The sequence below is a fragment of the Streptomyces sp. NPDC012888 genome (assembly GCF_042900645.1).
Taxonomy (GTDB): Bacteria; Actinomycetota; Actinomycetes; order Streptomycetales; family Streptomycetaceae; genus Streptomyces.
Genome location: NZ_JBIBBM010000010.1, coordinates 208,363 through 226,211, shown reverse-complemented (window position 1 = coordinate 226,211; position 17,849 = coordinate 208,363). Strand labels below are relative to the sequence as shown.

Annotated in this window: 16 protein-coding genes; 11 read left to right on the top strand and 5 right to left on the bottom strand. The window is 72.7% G+C overall.

Annotated features, from left to right (window positions below; genetic code table 11):
* The first annotated feature begins 133 nt into the window (after positions 1-133).
* Positions 134-2,239: a hypothetical protein gene (locus ACFY61_RS19660; protein ID WP_389473556.1), complete on the top strand. Its 2,106-nt coding sequence runs from the start codon at positions 134-136 to the stop codon at positions 2,237-2,239.
* Positions 2,240-2,341: 102 nt separating this feature from the next.
* Here the strand turns inward: ACFY61_RS19660 and ACFY61_RS19655 are convergent, their stop codons facing one another.
* Positions 2,342-3,310: an SMI1/KNR4 family protein gene (locus ACFY61_RS19655; RefSeq protein WP_389473554.1), complete on the bottom strand. Its 969-nt coding sequence runs from the start codon at positions 3,308-3,310 to the stop codon at positions 2,342-2,344.
* A gap of 520 nt (positions 3,311-3,830) precedes the next feature.
* Positions 3,831-5,189: a HEAT repeat domain-containing protein gene (locus tag ACFY61_RS19650; protein WP_389473552.1), complete on the bottom strand. Its 1,359-nt coding sequence runs from the start codon at positions 5,187-5,189 to the stop codon at positions 3,831-3,833.
* A 326-nt stretch (positions 5,190-5,515) separates the two neighbouring features.
* On the opposite strand from ACFY61_RS19650, the gene ACFY61_RS19645 reads away from it, so the two are divergent.
* Both ACFY61_RS19645 and ACFY61_RS19640 read left to right on the top strand, forming a co-directional pair.
* Positions 5,516-5,890, top strand: a complete 375-nt coding sequence (locus ACFY61_RS19645) for a hypothetical protein (protein ID WP_389473550.1) — start codon at positions 5,516-5,518, stop codon at positions 5,888-5,890.
* Positions 5,891-6,068: 178 nt separating this feature from the next.
* Positions 6,069-6,416: an ArsR/SmtB family transcription factor gene (locus ACFY61_RS19640; RefSeq protein WP_389473660.1), complete on the top strand. Its 348-nt coding sequence runs from the start codon at positions 6,069-6,071 to the stop codon at positions 6,414-6,416.
* Between the two features lie 50 nt (positions 6,417-6,466).
* On the opposite strand, the gene ACFY61_RS19635 is transcribed toward ACFY61_RS19640, so the two are convergent.
* Positions 6,467-7,315: a hypothetical protein gene (locus ACFY61_RS19635; protein WP_389473548.1), complete on the bottom strand. Its 849-nt coding sequence runs from the start codon at positions 7,313-7,315 to the stop codon at positions 6,467-6,469.
* Positions 7,316-7,405: 90 nt separating this feature from the next.
* Positions 7,406-7,852 (bottom strand): hypothetical protein, encoded by a 447-nt coding sequence (locus tag ACFY61_RS19630; RefSeq protein ID WP_389473546.1) that lies wholly within the window; start codon positions 7,850-7,852, stop codon positions 7,406-7,408.
* A 1,226-nt stretch (positions 7,853-9,078) separates the two neighbouring features.
* Here ACFY61_RS19630 and ACFY61_RS19625 point away from each other — a divergent pair.
* Positions 9,079-9,771, top strand: a complete 693-nt coding sequence (locus tag ACFY61_RS19625; RefSeq protein ID WP_389473545.1) for a VanZ family protein — start codon at positions 9,079-9,081, stop codon at positions 9,769-9,771.
* Between the two features lie 360 nt (positions 9,772-10,131).
* Positions 10,132-10,467 (top strand): hypothetical protein, encoded by a 336-nt coding sequence (locus ACFY61_RS19620; protein WP_389473543.1) that lies wholly within the window; start codon positions 10,132-10,134, stop codon positions 10,465-10,467.
* 107 nt (positions 10,468-10,574) lie between these two features.
* On the opposite strand, the gene ACFY61_RS19615 is transcribed toward ACFY61_RS19620, so the two are convergent.
* Complete coding sequence (locus tag ACFY61_RS19615) at positions 10,575-11,801, bottom strand: MFS transporter (RefSeq protein WP_389473542.1); 1,227 nt, start codon at positions 11,799-11,801, stop codon at positions 10,575-10,577.
* A 362-nt stretch (positions 11,802-12,163) separates the two neighbouring features.
* Between ACFY61_RS19615 and ACFY61_RS19610 the strand changes: the two genes are divergently transcribed.
* From ACFY61_RS19610 to ACFY61_RS19585, 6 genes are all read left to right on the top strand, one after another.
* On the top strand, positions 12,164-13,246 hold the full coding sequence (locus ACFY61_RS19610) for a threonine aldolase family protein (protein ID WP_389473540.1): 1,083 nt from the start codon (positions 12,164-12,166) through the stop codon (positions 13,244-13,246).
* On the top strand, positions 13,243-14,739 hold the full coding sequence (locus tag ACFY61_RS19605; protein WP_389473538.1) for a condensation domain-containing protein: 1,497 nt from the start codon (positions 13,243-13,245) through the stop codon (positions 14,737-14,739). The genes ACFY61_RS19610 and ACFY61_RS19605 overlap by 4 nt, the downstream gene beginning before the upstream one ends.
* Before the next feature lie 68 nt (positions 14,740-14,807).
* Positions 14,808-15,683, top strand: a complete 876-nt coding sequence (locus tag ACFY61_RS19600; protein WP_389473536.1) for a diiron oxygenase — start codon at positions 14,808-14,810, stop codon at positions 15,681-15,683.
* Positions 15,670-15,957, top strand: a complete 288-nt coding sequence (locus ACFY61_RS19595; protein WP_389473534.1) for a phosphopantetheine-binding protein — start codon at positions 15,670-15,672, stop codon at positions 15,955-15,957. Before ACFY61_RS19600 ends, ACFY61_RS19595 begins: the two co-directional genes overlap by 14 nt.
* Positions 15,944-16,819, top strand: a complete 876-nt coding sequence (locus ACFY61_RS19590; protein ID WP_389473532.1) for a hypothetical protein — start codon at positions 15,944-15,946, stop codon at positions 16,817-16,819. Before ACFY61_RS19595 ends, ACFY61_RS19590 begins: the two co-directional genes overlap by 14 nt.
* A complete protein-coding gene (locus ACFY61_RS19585) occupies positions 16,816-17,826 on the top strand; it encodes an agmatine/peptidylarginine deiminase (RefSeq protein WP_389473530.1) in 1,011 nt (336 codons plus the stop codon). The genes ACFY61_RS19590 and ACFY61_RS19585 overlap by 4 nt, the downstream gene beginning before the upstream one ends.
* The last annotated feature ends 23 nt before the right edge of the window (positions 17,827-17,849 follow it).

Below are 17,849 nucleotides of genomic sequence, written 5' to 3'. Positions count from 1 at the left end.
GCTCGCGGCAGTGGGGTCGGAGCATCCGGAGGAATAACTCCCTTTACCCATTAGCCCCTTGTGCTTACGGTCCTGCGATTGCGTGCCCATTCGCACGCATGTCCCATTCTCCAGGGAGAGGACTCGACAGCTCGTGTCGTTACACAGCTCCATAGCGAAGCGACGTCTGCGCCCCGGGATCGTTCTGGTCGCCGGGCTGATGATGGCCACCGCCGTACCATCCGCCGTCGCGGCGGGCGGACCGTCCGGTTCGCCAGTCGCACCGCCCAAGGTCCACGGGGCGGAGCCGGCGTTCTCGGTCATGGCCGGGTCGCGGCCCGTGTCCGGCAGGACCCCGTCCGCCGGCCCGAAGTTCACCAAGTCCGGGGACACGTGGCGCGTCATCGCCCCCGAGGTCGTGCTGCGCAACACCGTCACCGACGCCGACGGTGAGAAGTCGACCCTGACGTTCGAAGTGTGGACGGCCAACGCGGACGGCACACCGGGAACCAAGGTCAAGCTGACCGACGCCAACCCGTACGGGGTGCTGGTGTCCCCGTACGTGGCGTCCGGCGGAACGGCGTCGGTCAAGGTCGACTACGGCAGGCTGAAGCCGCGCCACACCTACCTGGTGCGCACCAACGCCTACGACGGCAGCCTCTACGAGACGACCTGGTCCCCGTGGGCGAAGTTCCGCATCGAGCCCTACGTGACGTTCCCCACCGCGCAGTCCACGTCGGGAATCGACTCGACCGCGCAGACGACGGTGGAGTTCACCCGCACCGACCCGGACGGGTCCGCCACCGCGACGCCGTCCACGGCCACCGCGAAGTCCTCGCCCACACTGGCGGACTTCGGCAAGGAACAATGCTCCAAGCAGGACGGGGCCGACCGCACGGTGTGCTTCCGCATGGTCAAGCGGGAGAAGGCCAAGGCGGTGCAGGCCCCGCCGAAGCCCGGCAAGACCCGGGAGACCAAGCAGACGTTCACCGCGAAGTCGGCCGAGTCGGCGGGGATCATGTCGACGCCCGGCGGCAACGACGCGGTCGACCTGGTCGACTGGTGCACCAACGCCGCCGAGGGCCTGGACTACATGAACCGCACCGAAGCCTGCCTGAAGACCCTGGGCGAGGGCGAGCTGTGGTTCTTCGACGCCGATCCGCAGAAGCCGGCCATCGGACGGGGCACGTTCCTGTTCGAGCAGCGGATGAAGACCTACCGCAACAAGTCCGAATCCGGCAGCGACTTCGCCGAGTTCGACCAGCAGCTGGTGATCGCACCCACGTACATCGACCCCGCCCTGGAAGGCGTCACGATGCGGTGGGACATCGACTCGTCGTGCTCGGCGTGCGACGTGGCGCCGATCCAGTGGACCGACGACGGCGCCAACCCCGTCAGCGGCGCACACTGGGACTACGACCCCGCGCAGGACTACCGCAGCATGTGGGGCACCGTGGTGACCCGCTGGCTCGGCACCGGGAAGGAGCAGATCGACCTGGGCTGGTCGATCACCGCGACCGTCGACGCCAGCGACTCGGTGGACGCGACGGCGGACTTCGGCAGCAGCGGGGTCGCGTCCATGCGCGAACTCGCGCCCCGGTGCGACGACATCACCCGGGGCGCGGTGACCCCCGGCTGTGTGCTGCCCTTCTTCAAGCCGACGTTCACGCTGGACACGAACCTCTACCCGGCGGCCGGTGCCTACTACTGGCTGATGCAGGAGCGGATGCCCGACCATGCCGGCTCCAAGAAGTGGGACAGCCTGGCGCACTACCTGGGTGCGGACACCACGGTGAAGAACCCCTCCACGGGTGCGGCCTGGTCGTCCGACGACAGCCGCAAGGTCGTCTGCCCCAGCACGTGGACCAAGCACCCCGCCGACAGCATCGTCGGCACGACCGACTGCGACGAGTACGCGCCGGCGTCCACGCACGAGAGCGGCGGGTTCCCGGGCGGGGTGAACCAGGTCACCAGCGGCAACCAGTGCGCCCAGCTCTACACCGACTGGGTGTTCAACGGGGTCGGTGACGGGTCGACGTCGTTCGGTCTGCTCGCGGACACCCGCGTCGCGACCAACGGCCCCACCGGGACGGAGCGGTGCGGTCGCGCGGCGATCGACTCGTCGCAGAACCAGGGCGCGTTCCACAAGCTCCAGCCCAGCGTGTGGCGGCTGACCGACGGGGACGGGTTCTTCATCGACACCCCGGGCTTCAACCACTGCTCCGGCGTGGCGGTGACCTGCACCTGGCGCAAGGTGTGAGCCGCGGCTGACGGCAGGGAGCGGGAAGGGGCGGACACGCAGCGGCCTGTCCGCCCCGGCGCCCGCTACAGCCGTGTCAACCGTGTCAGCCGCTTCAGCGTGTCAGCCCGGGAACGGCCGCCACAGTTCGGCCTCCTCCGCGGCGAGCGGCGGACCCCACACCAGACGCTCACCGATCAGACCGGGCCGGTGGCCCACGGCGAGCTGCGGGTGCTCCAGCGTGTCGGCGATCTCCTCGAGCAGCTCCGTCAGCGACTTGTCCGACACGGTCCGCACAGCCGTGTCGTCCCACTGACCGATCTCGCCCGTCTCGGCGTCGACGAACAGACCGGCACTGACGTCCGTCACCGACCACGAGGCGAACGGGATCCAGGACGGCTTCCACAACCAGCCCTCGCCCACGTGTTCCCGCTGCCACTGCGACTGGCGCAGGTACACCCCGTGCACGGAGTCCAGCGGCATCAGCGCCCACCCGTGATCGGGAACCAGCCCCGCGCCCTGCACGTCCCGGGCCCCCGCACACAGTGCCCACAGCGCCCGCAGCTCGACCGGCACGGGCACCCAGAGCTCCCGCTCCAGGGCATCGACGTCCCCCTTGGCCGCGCCGGGCAGCAACGCCCCGTGCGAGGCCGGAGCGTTCGCCTCGAGCCATGTGGTGATGCGCCGCCAGGCACCGGTCACCTGCCGTGCCGCGGGCTGCCGCAGGAGCCGCTCGGGCGCGGAGGGCCGAACGTCGCCGGAACCGGGGGCGAGGCGGGAGAGGACGGTGTGCGCGTCGTAATCGCGCATCCCGGAGCGGACGAGCCGGTCGGCCTCGCGGACGAGGGCGAGGATGCCCACGACCTCACGGGTTCCGGGCCGGTCGGCTTCGCTGCGGGTGACCTCGGCCGCGCGAGCGTACACGGCGGACGCGGCTTCGAGCGCGGCGGAACGGCTGACGTCCGGCTCGGCGCCGGCGTGTTCGGCGGCGAGGCCGCCGAGGTGGTGCAGGAACGCGGTGACGCCGGGCGCGGTGAGGGCGGTGGCCCGGTTGATGCTGCGGCGTATGTCGTCGGGCAGTTCGAGGGGCATGGAGAGGTGGCCCTTTCCGGTGTCGAAGTGCTGGCGCTGGCCGTACCCCCGGAACGTTACTGCCGGCGCGCCCGGAGCCGTGCGCCACGACGCACGTCGGTGCGCCGCCGGCCTGCTCCGTCAGTCCGCCCGGCGGACCAGGCCGGCCATCGGGGAGCGCGGGGTCCAGCCCAGGGACTCGTACCGGGCCCTGCCCTCGGACGTGGCCACGAACCCCGTCCCGCGCCCCCGCCTCCCACGCGGCGTTCTGCAGCCTCCGTCCTCGCCGCGGACCAGGGCCTTGATCACCCCGCGCCGGGTCCAGGACGTCAAGGCGTAGCCGGTTCGCCGGGCCGGTCCTCTGACATGTCTCCCCCTGCGTACGCGCGTGGAGCCCGTGCAACACCCCAACACCCCAATGCCCCACCAACGCCCACTGGTTGTGCCGCCTCACGGGCCGGCGCCTGGACCGGCCGGCCCACACCGGTGGACGCCGCCCCCACGGGCGGGGTCGCCTGGTGTTCCCCGTACTCCCACTCCGTCACCGGACGCCGGCCACCGGCGACGGGCCGGCGAGGATCGCCCGGCGGGCACGGAGCGCGGCTGCCAGCAGACGCTCGTCGACCTCCGTCTCGGCGTCGCGCGTCGAGTCGTTGACGGGGATGCGCGTCCGCCGGTCGATCACCGCCCCCACCGCCGGCAGCGCCGGCATCGCGTGACGCCCCATACGCGCGAGGCCCGCCAGGTAGGCCTCACCGACCGTGTACTCCGCTACCCGCGGCGTCATCAGGGCGAGCAGCCGCGGCAGCGCCGCCGGCCCGGCGTGCCGCAGCCACAGCGGGGCGCATTCCGCCTGCACGGTGCCGGGATGGCGGAAGGTGAGGTTGTACAGCTGGGCCGCCTGCCGGAACGTCAGCGGGCCGGCGTCCAGCAGGGCGCCGAAGACCGCCGTGGCGTGCCGCAGGCGCCCGATCCCCACGGGCTTGGCGGCGAGGAGCGCGGCGGCGGACCCGCTGTCGTACGCCGGCGGGTCCGCGCACGGGCACCGGCGGGGTCGCGGGCCCGGCGCCGGGGAGCCGTACGGCAGCCGCGTGAGGAGGGCCGCGTGCGTCCGCCGCGCCTCCGCCGAGAGCAGGGCCGTCCGCAGGGCGTCCGCGAGACCCGGGTCGGTGTCCCGGCCACCGCCGTACCGGACGAGCAGCGGCAGCAGGGCCACCGGGGCCGCCCGCCAGGCGTGGCACGCCGTACGGGCGAGGCCCGCGCCGAGGCCCCGGGTGGCCGGGTCGGCGAGGAGCCGGGCCACCAGGGCGTAGGCGTGCCGCTCACGCCCCAGCCCGTACAGCACCCGGCCCCACCGGCACGCGAGGTCCTCCAGGTGGAGTGCGGCCTCCCGGGCATCGGAGAGGAGGGCCGTGTCCAGGGCGGGCCACCGCACCGGGGGAGCCGTCCGCAGGTTCTCCAGGTGGGCGAGGAAACGGACCGCCGCGAGGCGGTCGCTCCCCAGCCGGGCCACGGCGGGGCCGAGCGCCCCGGCCAGGACGGTACGCACCACGGGGTCGGAGAGGTCGCCGAGGACGGCGAGGAGGAGGCCGGGCTCCCCGCGACGCCCGACGAGGTGGGCGGCCGTCCGCCGTACCTCCTCGTCGGGGTCGGCGAGCCGGGTCAGCGCGACGTCGAGGGCCGCGGGCCAGTGCCGTTCGCCGCTGAGGCTGCGGAGCAGGTCCATGGCCGCGCGGCGTACGGACGGCTCTCCCGGGTGCCCGGCGAGCCGCAGGAGCCGGCGGGCGACGGGTCCGGTGCGGTCGGGGTCGGCGCGCACCGCGTCGAACAGGGCGATGCGGGAGGGGTGGGCGGCCGCCGTGGCGGTTCCGTCGGCCACGGCCGCGTCCAGCCACTTCACCGGCCGGGGCGGAGGCCGCCCTTCCGTGCAGATGATCCGATCATGCGGCCGATCCTGTCACGCGGACCCCGGCTCAACAAGCGAACACTGGCCGGCGGCGACCTCCTGGACCTCTTCGGCAGGGCCGGGACCGCCCGGGCCTGCGTGTCGAGACTTCCGCGCCGGATCAGCCGCCGGTGGAGCAGCCGCCCGCGAGGGAAGTCCCGCGAACCGGGGGCGGGATCAGGCCAATTCCCCTGATCCCGCCATACCGGGCCGCGCGCTCGGTAGCGTCCCGATACGGAAGATCCGTGCCGTCCGGCACATGACACCAACGGAGGACAGCCATGGCGAACGTGGAAGTGTCGCTCAAGGAAGCGATGACCTCGATCGAGGGCGCCCTGGGAGTGGCGCTGGTGGACTACGCCAGCGGGATGGCGCTGGGCACGCTCGGCGGGGGCAAGGACCTGGACCTCATGGTGGCGGCCGCCGGGAACACCGACGTCATCCGGGCCAAGCTCCGCACGATGGAGATGCTCGGCCTCCAGGACGAGATCGAGGACGTGCTGATCACGCTCGGCAGCCAGTACCACCTCATCCGCATCCGGCGCAGCCGGTCCGGCGGCGGTCTGTTCATGTACCTCGTCCTGGACCGGGGCCGGTCGAACCTGGCGATGGCCCGCCACCAGCTCAGCCGCATCGAATCCGATCTGGAGGTCTGACAACCGCGCCTTCGGGCCCACGCATGCCCAGGAGTTGAAGAAATCTTCAACTCGGAACATGTGAAACCGGTCAACATCGGTTCCGCACGGCTCGGCGAGACGCGACGATGGGTGAGGTGGTGAGCCTCACCCGAGTCGGAGTCGCAGCCGTTCGAGGAGGAACAGGAGCGTCGTGGGAATCCAGGTCCCGCTGTACCAGGCCAAGGCCGAGTTCTTCCGGATGCTCGGCCACCCGGTCCGCATCCGCGTACTGGAGCTCCTCCAGGACGGCCCGATGCCCGTACGGGACCTGCTGGCGGAGATCGACGTCGAGGCGTCCAACCTGTCACAACAGCTGGGAGTCCTGCGGCGCTCCGGCATCGTCGTCTCCACCCGCGACGGCTCGACCGTCACCTACGCCCTCGCCGGCGGCGACGTGGCCGAGCTCCTCCGCGCCGCGCGCAGGATCCTGACGGAGATGCTGGCCGGCCGCAACGCCCTGATCGCCGAGCTGAACGAGACCGAACCCGCCCCCGTCCGCACGTAGGGAAACCGGACCCCGGCGCCCGGGGCGGCGCTCGGACGGCGCCCGGACGGTCAGGGCGGGGTGATGCGGGACAGCAGTGCGCGCAGCGCGGCGGTGCGGGGGTGCGCCGGGTGCAGGTACCGCTCGCAGGCGGCCAGCGCCCGGCCGGCTTCCGCCCGGGCCTCGTCATCGCGGCCGAGGGCGTGCAGCGCGGTGGCCCGGTGGAGCTCCAGGTGCCCGGCGGCCCGCGGCGGCTGCTCCGGCAGGGGCACCAGGGACTCCGCCAGCGCCTCCTCGTGGCGCCCCAGGCCCGACAGGCCGCGCACCAGCAGCACACGGAGCGGGCCGGCCGCCTCCTCGTCGGCCCGCGACAGGTTGCCGCGGGCGATCGTCTCCGCCTCCTCGTAGCGGTGCTGTGCGCACAGGGCGTGTCCGAGGCAGATCAGCGCGGAGAGTTCGACCTGCCGGTCCCGGGCGGGCTGCGCGCGCCGCGCCAGGGCGCGCAGGACGTCACGGGCCTCCACCTCCGCCTCGACGGGCCGCTCTTCGTCGATCAGCACCCAGGCCCGGTTGAGGCGGGCGGGCAGCAGCAGGCCGTGGTGGAGGTCGTGCGTCTGCCCGGCCTCCGCGATCAGTTCGTCGAACTCGACCAGCAGCGAAGGCTCTTGGCGCCCGTGGGCGCGAGCGGCGAGGGCCGCGACGTAGGCGGCGAACCAGACGGTACCCGGGCGGCGGTCCCGCCCCGACCGGCCCGTCCGGGCCGCGGCCAGGGCCCGTGCGCGCGCCTCGGCTTCCTCGAACCGGCCTTCGCCCATCAGCTCGTACGCCTCGTCGAGGGCGGCGAGGTGCCATGGGGCCGGAGCGCCACCCGCCCACCCCACCCAGGAGTTCGGCCTCGCCATCCGTTTGAGGTACGTCATGGCAGGTGAGAGTACGTGGCCGCCGAGGAGACCCGGCCGGTACCCCAGTGGCGGGGGGCGGGCCGGCCGGGCTCCCGGCGTCCTCTCCCGTTACGCGGCCGAGCGCTTCGTTCCCGATCCCGACGCTCCCGAACGGTGGAGGGGCGGGTCGGTGATCGCCGGGTCCGGAGTGCGGTGGACCCAGGGGCCCGCACCGTCGTCCTGACGGTCGTTCGCGTCGTCCACGCAGTCGAGCTCGAACTGGCGCGGGGTCTGCGGATCACCCTCGTTGACGACGAAGCAGATCGTCTCCCACACCTCGCCGCTGTCGGTGAGGACCTCGACGGAGACGACTCCCGCCTGGGCGGCGATGGAAACGGAGCACGCGTCCGGGGGGTAGCCCGTGTGCGGCGCACGGGTCAGGTTGTGCCAACTCCACGGCGTGAGGTTGTCGTTGTTGACGAACCCGCCCTGGATGTCGCGGATGCCGACGTAGGTCACGCGGTCGACGAGCACGGCCTTGACCTCCTGGCTATTGCTCGGGAGGTAGGCGTCCACGTCGTTGCACGTACCGGCCGGCCCCTGCTCACCGGTCTCGCCCTGCAGCCCCTGCGGCCCCTGTGGCCCTTGCGGCCCTTGCGGACCTTGGGCGCCGGTCTCGCCGGGAGGACCCGCCGGACCCTGCGCCCCGGCAGGCCCCTGCTCCCCGGTCGCCCCCTGTTCCCCGGGCTCGCCCTGTTCGCCCTGTTCGCCCTGCTCACCTTGCTCGCCCTGTTCGCCCTGGGGCCCGGCCGGACCGCGGGCTCCGGGCGGGCCCGCCGGTCCCTGCGGGCCGGCCGGCCCCCGGGGCCCGGGAGGACCGGCCGGGCCCCGGCACTTGTCGTGCCCGCGCCCGTCACCACGGGCGGCGCCCTTCCGGGCGCCCCGATCCCGGTCCCGCGGCGGCTTCTTACGGAGCGGTTGACACCTGTCCCCTCCGCCGGCTGCAGCTTCGCCCGCGCTCACGGCGAGGGGAACGGGCTGCGCCGTCGCCGTACCGGGCTGCGCCACACCGACCAGCACGAGCGACAGCGCGGCCAGCACGCCTCCGGCCAACCGTCTCCGCCTGCGGCTGAGGGGGCCGAGGGCCGGGCCGGCCCTGTACTCACGGCTCATGCAGAAGCTCCTCTACGACAGCGTTCCACCGGAAGCAGGCGCTCCAGCGGGAAGGCAGCGCCTCTCCGGTCATATCGGATGATTTCCGCCACGCCCTGAGCGCTCCGCCCCCACGATCACCAGGTCGGCCCCATCCGGATGACCGGCGAGGTGGGCGAGTCCGGTCGGGGGAAGACGGGCAGGGCAGCAGGCCGGGCCGGCTCGCCGCGACCCTGCGGAGCACCGGTTCCCGGGACGCGGCGCAGGCGGCGAACCAGTCGCCGGACGGCTCGGTGACTGCACCTACGCCATCACCGAGCCGGTAACCCGGTCGCCCGGTTACGGACCGTCAATCCGCACCCCCCGCTCCAAAACCGTGGCGGCGCGGCATCGCCGATCCCCGGGTTCGTGCCCTGGGGGCAGCCGATCCCGCCGTCCCGGTTCCCCTGGTGGACGACCCCGAGGAGTCGATGCGCCGTGTCGCTGCGGCCAACCCGAGCCTGACGCCTCGAAAAGTTCACCTTCGGCGACGGCGGCGACGGACGAACCGTCAGTTTCGCTACCGCGGCCGCACTCAGGGGCGTCGGAGCGGCGTCGGCGGGTAGACGCGTGCGCACAAGGACTCCGGCCGTACAGGGAGGGAGCGCGCCATGGGGATGCGCGAAAGGCTCGCCGACGCACGGTTCCGGGCACGGCCCGGCCACGCACGGACGCGTACGGGGCAGCGGGAGCAACGCCCCGCGCCGCCGGTACCGCCCCATCCGCCCCGCGCGGGCGGGGTCGGCGAGCCGGCGGCGCCGCTCCAGCCGCCCGCCCGGCCGGTGGTGCGCACGCTCGCCATGCTCGCCGCCTTCGCCGGCACCGTCCTGTTCAGCCTCGCCCTGGCGCGGCTCACCCTGGAGCCGTCGGCGGCGTCGGCGGACCTCGTCCGCAGCAACGTCCGCCCGGGCGCCTCGATCAGCCTCTACCTCGACGGCACGTCCGTACGCGACGCCGCCAAGCAGCTCGGCGGGAACCTGCTGCTGGGCGTCCCGTTCGGCGTGCTCCTCCCCGTACTGCTGCCGCAGACCCGGGGCCTGCTGCGGGTGGCGGCCGTGACGGCCGTCGTGATGACCCTCGTGGAACTCATCCAGGGCGCCCTGGTCACCGGGCGGGCCTTCGACATCGACGACGTCATCCTCAACACCGTCGGCGCCCTGCTCGGGTTCCTGCTCCTCGGCCGCCGGATGAGCCGGGCCGTGCACCCGCGTCGCCGCCACTGGTGGCACCGGCTGTCCCGCCCCGGCCGCCGGATCCCCGCACCCGCGCCCGCACCGAAGGGCGTCCTGCCGCCGGAGCGGTGACCCGGGCCCGGGCGGGGCGGCGATCCGTCGGGCAGCGCGGGCCGCGAGGCTGCCGGTGGTCAAGCGCAGGAAGCTTGCGTCTGGTGGACCGGCTCCGCACACGGCGGGGAGATGGGCCTGGCCGCGTTCGCAGTGCTGTGCGGGCTGCTCATCGGCGGACTCGGAACGTTCGGCGTGGTCATGAGCGCCACGGACCGGGTGGCGCTCGCCCGGGGGCATCGGTGCGATCGCGCCCTGCCTGTGAGCGAGCCGGCGGTGCGCGCGCACGGAAGGGATGGAGAGGGCGTTGTCAGTCCCGGATGAGAGTCTGCGTGTCGCGGGCGGCCGGCATCGCCCGACGACGACGAGAAGGGGGCGACGATGGCCGACCACACGGCTGGAGTGGGTTCGAGGCGACCGGGCGGGCAGGTCGACGTCCTCGCGCGACCCGTCGAGTGCGCGGGTACGCGGGGAGCGACCGGCAGCGGGCGCCGCTTCCACGTGACGACGACGTTCCGGTCCGGCGGGCCCGTCGCCGAAGGCATCTGGCAGAGCGAGTCCGCCGCGCTCACCCGGTTCCGCGGCTTCATCGGCTCGTACGCCACCACCCGCGGCGGCGCCGTCTCCCTCACCCTCTGGGCAGAGACCGACGGCGAACCCCGCCCCCTGCGGACGTGGTCGACGGACCGGGGCGAGGAGATCCACCCCGTGCACTGAGACCCGCGCAGGCGCCCGCGCCGGCCGCCGGGCGGCCCGCGGCGGGGAGCGCCCCGCCGCCCGGCACCCCGGTGCCCGGCCCCCGCCCGGCGGCGGGGGCCGGGATGTCACGCCCCGCTGCCCTCGCGCGCCGACACCACGGCGTCCGCCGTCCCGATCCGTTCCGGGCCGGACCCGGCGGCCGCCGGCACGCGCGGCATCCGGCCCGCCCCGAGGGTGATGAACAGGGCGACGCCGATCGCCATGGCGATCCCCGTACGCAACGAGGTGGCCTCGGCCACGAAACCGATGAGCACCGGGCCGACGAGCAGCCCCGCGTACCCGATCGCCGACACCTGCGCGACGGCGGCGTCCGAGCCGCCCGGCACGGCGGCCCCGGCCAGCGACATGCACAGCGGAACCACGATGCAGACCGCCAGACCCGTCACGCCGAACCCGGCGATGGCCCAGGCGGCGGAGGGCGCCATGACCACCGTCAGCACCCCCGCGGCGGTCGCCCCACCGGCGGTCGCGAGGAGCCGGCGGCTGCCGAAGCGCAGCCGCAGTCGGTCGCCGAAGAGCCGCCCGGTGAACGTGGCGACCTCGTACAGCGGATAGGCGAGCGCGGCGACGGCCTCCGTCGTGTGCAGCTCCCGTGTCAGCAGCAGGCCGCTCCAGTCGGCCACCAGGCCCTCGATCAGCAGCGCCATGAAGGCCACGGCGCCGATCAGGTAGACGACGCCCGGCAGGTTGCGCCGCTGCCCGGTCTCGTCCTCCTCCTCGGCCGGCTCGTCGAGGTACGTCCAGCCCACCGCCAGCGCGAGCGGGAGGGACACGGCGGCCACGCCCAGCACCGAGGCGGTGTAGGGCACGTCCAGCGCGGCCAGCAGCACCGCGAGGAGTCCACCCGCCACCGCGCCGGCGCTCCACCCGGCATGGAAGCCGTTCATCAGCGGCCGCCCGGCACGCCGCTCCACCAGGCTGCCCTGGGCGTTCATCATCGCCTCGGCCACCCCGGAGGCCACTCCGAAACCGGCCGCGGCGGCGAGCAGCAGCGGGAACGACGGGCTGAGGCCGATCAGCCCGACGGAGACGGTGACCAGCGGCGTGCCCACGCGGAGCAACAGCCGGTTCCCCAGGGCCGCGACGATCCACCGCATGCACTGCATCGTCACCGTGGCGGCGACGCCCCAGGAGAGGATGACCAGCCCCACGTCACCGGTGTCCAGGCCGATCTTGGCGGCGAGCCCCGGCAGTCTGGCGGCCAGGACGCCGTTCACCACACCGACGAGGGCGAAGGTGGCGACGACCCCTCTGTGGGCACGTCGCAGGGCGCTTGCCGGGGAACTCCGCATGGTCCTCTTCCTGTGTGCGCCTACGGGCAACTGTCTTGCATGTCAAGCCTGTACGGCTGAAATTTCTTCTTGATCAGAAGTGTGCCGGAAGACTTGCGCTGATTACTAGATCATCTCGTAGGATCTTCACACCGGATGCGCGAGGGGAGTTGGGACAGGTACGGCTGCGACCAGCAGTCCATGAAACCTCGCACCCCTCCACCTCCAGCCCCAGGCATCCGACGCATCCACGCATCCGACGCATCCAGGCATCCCCATTCCAGGCATCGCCGCATCCCGATGCCTCCCCCACGCATCCCCGTGATCCAGCCGACACCGCGGCGCGCCGAGCGAGCCCCGCCGCGCGAGTGAAGGACGAAGGATTGATCTCCCGACTGCACGACCCCGCGTCGCGCGGCTTCGCCAGCGACAACTACGCAGGAATACACCCCGACATCCTGGCCGCCCTCGCCACCGCCAACGAGGGCCACCAGGCGGCGTACGGCGACGACGCCTACACCGAACGACTCCAGCACGTCTTCCGTGACCACTTCGGCGCACGCGCCACCGTCCACCCCGTGCTCACCGGCACCGGCGCCAACGTGGTGGGCCTCCAGGCCATGACCGTGCCCTGGGGAGCAGTGATCTGCGCCGAGAGCGCCCACGTCAACACCGACGAATGCGGCGCCCCGGAACGGATCGCCCACCTCAAACTGCTCCCCGTTCCCACCCCGGACGGCAAGCTCACGCCGGCGCTGATCGAACGGCAGGCGGGCGGCCGCGGCGACGTGCACCGCGCCCAGCCGACCGTCGTGACCATCACCCAGCCCACCGAACTCGGCACCCTGTACACCCCGCAGGAGATCGCCGCCATCTGCGCCTACGCGCACGACCGCGACATGACCGTCTACCTCGACGGCGCACGGCTGGCCCACGCCGCGGCGGCACTCGACGTCCCCCTGCGCGCCCTCACCACCGACGCCGGCGTGGACGTCCTCTCCTTCGGCGGCACCAAGAACGGCCTGCTGCTGGGCGAAGCCCTGGTCGTGCTCGACCCGGACGCCGTCCGCGGCACGGAGTACCTGCGCAAGGCCGCCGCCCAGCTCGCCTCCAAGATGCGCTTCGTCTCCGCCCAGTTCATCGCCCTCATGGAGTCCGGGCTCTGGCTGGCCAACGCCCGCCACGCCAACGCCATGGCGCGCCGCCTGGCCGGAGCCGTCAGCAGCCTGCCCGGCGTACGCGTCGTCCGCCCCGTACAGTCCAACGCCGTATTCGCCGTCCTGCCCGCGGACGTCACCGCCCGCCTGCAGAAGCGCCACCCCTTCTACGTGCGCGACGAAGGGACCGGCGAGGTCCGCTGGATGTGCTCCTTCGACACCACCCCGGACGACGTCGACGCCTTCGCCGCCGCCCTCGCCGAAGAACTGGCGGCGAGCGGGGCGGACACGGAACCGGTGACGCCGTGAACACCACGAACGCCACGAACGCCACGAACGCCGTGAACGCCGTGAACGCCGCGGACCGCAGCGGGCAGCCCCTCCCCGCGCGGGTCCGCCGAGCCCTCTTCACGGGAGACCACGCCGTCGAAGCCGGGCTGAACTGGAGCCAGCAGGAGATCTGGGCGCTGATCGCGAAGTCGGCACCCCACGACCACGTCTACAACGTCGTCGAGGAGTTCCGCGTACCGGCTGCCGCCCGCCCCACCGAGGACGAGTGCGTCGACGCGCTCTCCTTCTTCCTCTCCCGGCACGAGGCGTTGCGCTCGGTCTTCCCCGAGGGGCCGGACGGCCGCGTCGTGCAGCGCGTCCTGACCGAGGGCTACATGCCCGTCGAGTTCGTGGACACGCCGACCACCGACGGCGGGGAGACGGAAGCACTCAAGGCGTTCTTCGCCACCCGCCGGTTCGCGTTCGCCGACGAACTGCCCCAGCGCCTGGTGCTCCTGGTCACGAACGGCCGCGTGTGGGGCGGCGTGTACGTGTTCTCGCACATGGCGGTCGACTGGTACGCCCTCCAGCACCTGGCCGACGAGGTGACCCGGTACTTCCGCAACGGCCGCACGCTGCCACCGCTGCCCGCCGGCACGCAGACCTCGGCCGGCCTGGCCGCCTGGCAGGAGTCGCCCGCGGGCATCCGCAAGCGCGACCGCACCCTGGCCCACGTGACCTCGCTCTACCGCGACCGGCGGCCCCTCGCCCTGCCGCCCGCGGTGGTGGACCTCCCCGACGAGGCGGCGTACCGGCAGGCGGCCCTCCGGTCGCACGCCGCCCACCACGCGGCCGCCCGCATCGCGGAGGACACCGGCCTGAGCGTCGCGGCCGTCCTCGTCGGCGCGACGTCCCTGCTCCTGCGGGACCTGACCGGCAGCGACCGCGTCGACCTCCACCTGACGAGCTCGCAGCGCTTCGGCCGGGACAGCCGCACCACGGTGGCCACCTTGATGCAGGAGACCTACTTCTCGGTGGACCTCGCGGACGCCGACCTGCCCCAGGCCGTCAGACGGTCCTGGCTGTCGGCCATCACCGCCTTCCAGAACTCCGGGTGCGACGCCGACAGCATGAACCGGCTCCTCGCCGAGCTCGGCGACGGCCCCGACGCACCGCTGCGGTTCCCCTACTGCGTCAACGACCGGCGCACCCTGCCGGCGGACACCGCCGTACGGCGCGACCTGTCCGCCGCCGGCATGCTGCCCCGCACCACCCTCACCTGGCTGCCCGTCACCGAGCAGGAGCCCTTCTACCTCATCGTCGACGACGGGGAGGGGGACGGGGAGCCCGGCGGTGCCTACCTCGAGTTCTCGCTGACCTGCGACATCCGGCACGTCACCGAGGCCGGCATGGAGACCTTCCTCCGCCGGCTGGAGCACTCGCTCGTCACGCTGGCCGACTCGGACCGCGACCGCGACCGCGACTCGGACCGCGACCTCGTCCCCGACCCCGACAGCGCCCCAGCCCCTTGACCCGGTCCGCCGCCCCGGCGGCGGTGGCCACACGTACGCACCAGCACCAATCGAAAGATCGCATCACCATGGACGATTCCGGCTTCAGCACCATGCTCGCGCGCCTCTCCGAGAAGTCGCGCGACGACCACTACAACCCGTACACCAAGTTCACGTGGCCCGAATCCGTGCCCGAGGACCAGTGGTGGATGAACCCCGCCTACCTCACCGTCTCCGGCACCGACCTCATCGACGACGAGAAGACGCTGAAGGCGCTCGCCCGCTACGAGACCGTCAACTTCTTCAGCCTGCACGTGCACGGCATCCGCGAGCTGATGATCGAGGTCTCCAAGCGCATCCACACGCCCGACTTCGCCGACTACAACGAGTACCTGCACCACTTCATCGGTGAAGAGAACGCCCACATGTGGTTCTTCGCCGAGTTCTGCTACCGGTACACCGGCGGCATCTACCCGGAAGCGGCCTCCCCGCTGCGCCGCGAGGGGTTCGGAGACCTCTGGGACGACGTGGTCGTCTTCTCCCGCATCCTCATCTTCGAGGAGATCTTCGACTACTACAACAGCCGCATGGGCAAGGACCCGCTGATCCCGGACATCCTCCGCGAGATCCACTCGGCCCACCACCACGACGAGAGCCGCCACGTCGCCTTCGGCAAGCAGCTCGTCAAGCGCCTCTACGACCGCGCCCTGGCCGCCGACCCCGACCGCCGCGACGAGATCGAGAAGTACGTCAAGGACTACATGACGTACTCCGTGCGCAGCCTCTACAACCCGCAGATCTTCCGCGACTGCGGCGTCGAGAACCCCCTCGCCGTCCGCCGCGAGGCCCTGACGCACCCGGTGCGGGAGGCCTTCCACGTCAAGCTCATGGCCCGCGTCGACCGGTTCTTCGTCGCCAGCGGGATCTTCCACACCTCCTGGGGGACCGACCATGTCAACGCCTGAGACCACGACCCCCGCCACGCCCACCCACGCGTCGATGGACACCGTCCTCGCCTTCCTCCGGAAGCTCAACGCGGACGTGGACACCATCGCCTGGGACCGCGACCTCATCGAGGCCCGCGTCCTCGACTCACTCGCCTTCGTCGAGTTCCTCCTGCTCATCGAGGAACTCACCGGCGAGCCCGTCGACCTGGCCACGACGGACGTCGACAACTTCCGCACCCTGAACCGCATCAACGCGCTGCTCACGGAAGGTGCCGGCCATGCGCACGCCTAGCCCCGGACTCCGCGCACCCGTCGCCGTCACCGACGGCCTGGTCACCCTCGGCCCCGAGGCCGTCCGCCTCCGGGCCGCCCTCGACACGGTGTTCACCGGCTGGGCCCAGGCCGCCGGCGCCGCCGAGGTCCTCTACCCGCCGCTGATCCCGGTCGCCGACCTGGCGCGCTTCGACTACTTCACCAACTTCCCGCACCTCGTGCTGGCCGCGGCGCCCGTCGACACCGACGCGATCGCCGACCTGCCCACGCGGGAGGCCGGGCCCGGCACCACCCTCGGCGGCCACCAGCTCCGCGAGGCCGGCCTGGTCCTGCCCTCGGCCGCCTGCTACAACGCGTACCTGTCCCTGTCGGGCACCCACCTCGACGAGCCGGCCAGGTTCACCACCATCGCGCAGTGCTTCCGGCGCGAGTCGCACTACGACGGCCTGCGCCGCCTGCACGGCTTCACCATGCGCGAGATCATCGCCGTCGGCGACGCCGGAACCGTCAAGGAGCACCTCACCACCCACAAGGCCCTCGTCCTCGACTTCGCCGCCCACCTGGGCCTCCACCTCACCACCGACGTCGCCACCGACCCCTTCTTCGACGCGGACGGCTCACGGGCCGTGATGCAGCGGCTCTTCCCCACCAAGGAGGAGTTCGTCGCCGACGGCGGCCTCGCCATCGCCTCCGTCAACTACCACCGCAACTTCTTCGGCGAGCGCGCCGGCATCACGTACGCGGGGGAACAGGCCCACACGTCCTGCGTGGCGTTCGGCGTCGAGCGGTGGCTGCACGTCCTCGCCGCCCGCTTCGACGGCGACTGGGACGCCGCCGAAGCGGCCGTCAGGTCCTTCCCCGGCCCGCGGGAGGCGTCGTGACCGGGCTCCGCATGCCCGCGGAGTGGGAGCCGCACGAGGCCTGCATGCTGGCCTGGCCGCCGTACGAGTCGCTGTGGGGCGAGAGCTTCGGGTCCGTGGAGCGCGAGTACGCGGCGATCGTCCGCGCCATCGCCGCCTTCGAACCGGTGACCCTGCTCGTCCTGCCCGGCCAGGCCGAACGTGTGCGGGCCCTGTGCGAGGTCGACGTCACCACCGTGGAACTCCCCATGGACGACGCCTGGCTCCGCGCGACCGGCCCGATCGTCGTCCACGGCCCGCGGGGCCGCGTCGGCGTGGACTTCCGCTACAACTCCTTCGGCGAGAGGTTCCACCCGTACGACCGGGACGACAGGATCACCGAGCGTCTCCTGCCCCTCCTGGGCATCGAGCGCCGCGCCACCATGACGGTACTGGAGGGCGGGGCCATCAGCGTGGACGGCGAGGGCACGCTGATCGCCACCGAGCAGTGCGTCCTCAACGCCAACCGCAACCCGCGGCTCGGCCGCGCCGACATCGAAGCCGAGTTCGCGTCCCTGCTGGGCGCCACCAAGGTGATCTGGCTGCCCTACGGCCACCTCGCCGGCGACACCGACGGACACGTCGACCACGTCTGCCAGTTCGTCGCACCAGGCCGGGTCCTGGTGGAGGCGTGCGGCGACCCCGCCCGCCCCGACCACGCCCGGCTCAGGGCCAACCGCGCCGTACTGGAGGCCGCCACCGACGCGGCCGGACGCAGCCTGGAGATCCTCGAACTGCCGCCGCAGCAGCCGGTCCGCGTCCACGGCCAGGACGCGGTGGTGAACTACATGAACTTCTACATCGCCAACGGCGGAGTGGTCATGCCGCTGGCCGGCACCGAACGCGACGACGAGGCGCTGGAGGCGGCCGCCAAGGCCTTCCCCGACCACCGCGTCGTCGGCGTCGAGGCCACCACCCTGGCCACGGGCGACGCCGGAATCCACTGCATCACCCAGCAACTGCCCGCCCCGCTCCGCACCAACGGCTAGGGGACGCGCCCACCGGGACGGCC

Coding starts and splice junctions, on each gene's coding strand:
- ACFY61_RS19635 (WP_389473548.1), bottom strand. CDS start 7,315: ATGACGTACCTCAAACGGATGGCGAGGCCGAACTCCTGGGTGGGGTGG.
- ACFY61_RS19595 (WP_389473534.1), top strand. CDS start 15,670: ATGTCAACGCCTGAGACCACGACCCCCGCCACGCCCACCCACGCGTCG.
- ACFY61_RS19615 (WP_389473542.1), bottom strand. CDS start 11,801: ATGCGGAGTTCCCCGGCAAGCGCCCTGCGACGTGCCCACAGAGGGGTC.
- ACFY61_RS19600 (WP_389473536.1), top strand. CDS start 14,808: ATGGACGATTCCGGCTTCAGCACCATGCTCGCGCGCCTCTCCGAGAAG.
- ACFY61_RS19655 (WP_389473554.1), bottom strand. CDS start 3,310: ATGCCCCTCGAACTGCCCGACGACATACGCCGCAGCATCAACCGGGCC.
- ACFY61_RS19590 (WP_389473532.1), top strand. CDS start 15,944: ATGCGCACGCCTAGCCCCGGACTCCGCGCACCCGTCGCCGTCACCGAC.
- ACFY61_RS19620 (WP_389473543.1), top strand. CDS start 10,132: ATGGCCGACCACACGGCTGGAGTGGGTTCGAGGCGACCGGGCGGGCAG.
- ACFY61_RS19645 (WP_389473550.1), top strand. CDS start 5,516: ATGGCGAACGTGGAAGTGTCGCTCAAGGAAGCGATGACCTCGATCGAG.
- ACFY61_RS19625 (WP_389473545.1), top strand. CDS start 9,079: ATGGGGATGCGCGAAAGGCTCGCCGACGCACGGTTCCGGGCACGGCCC.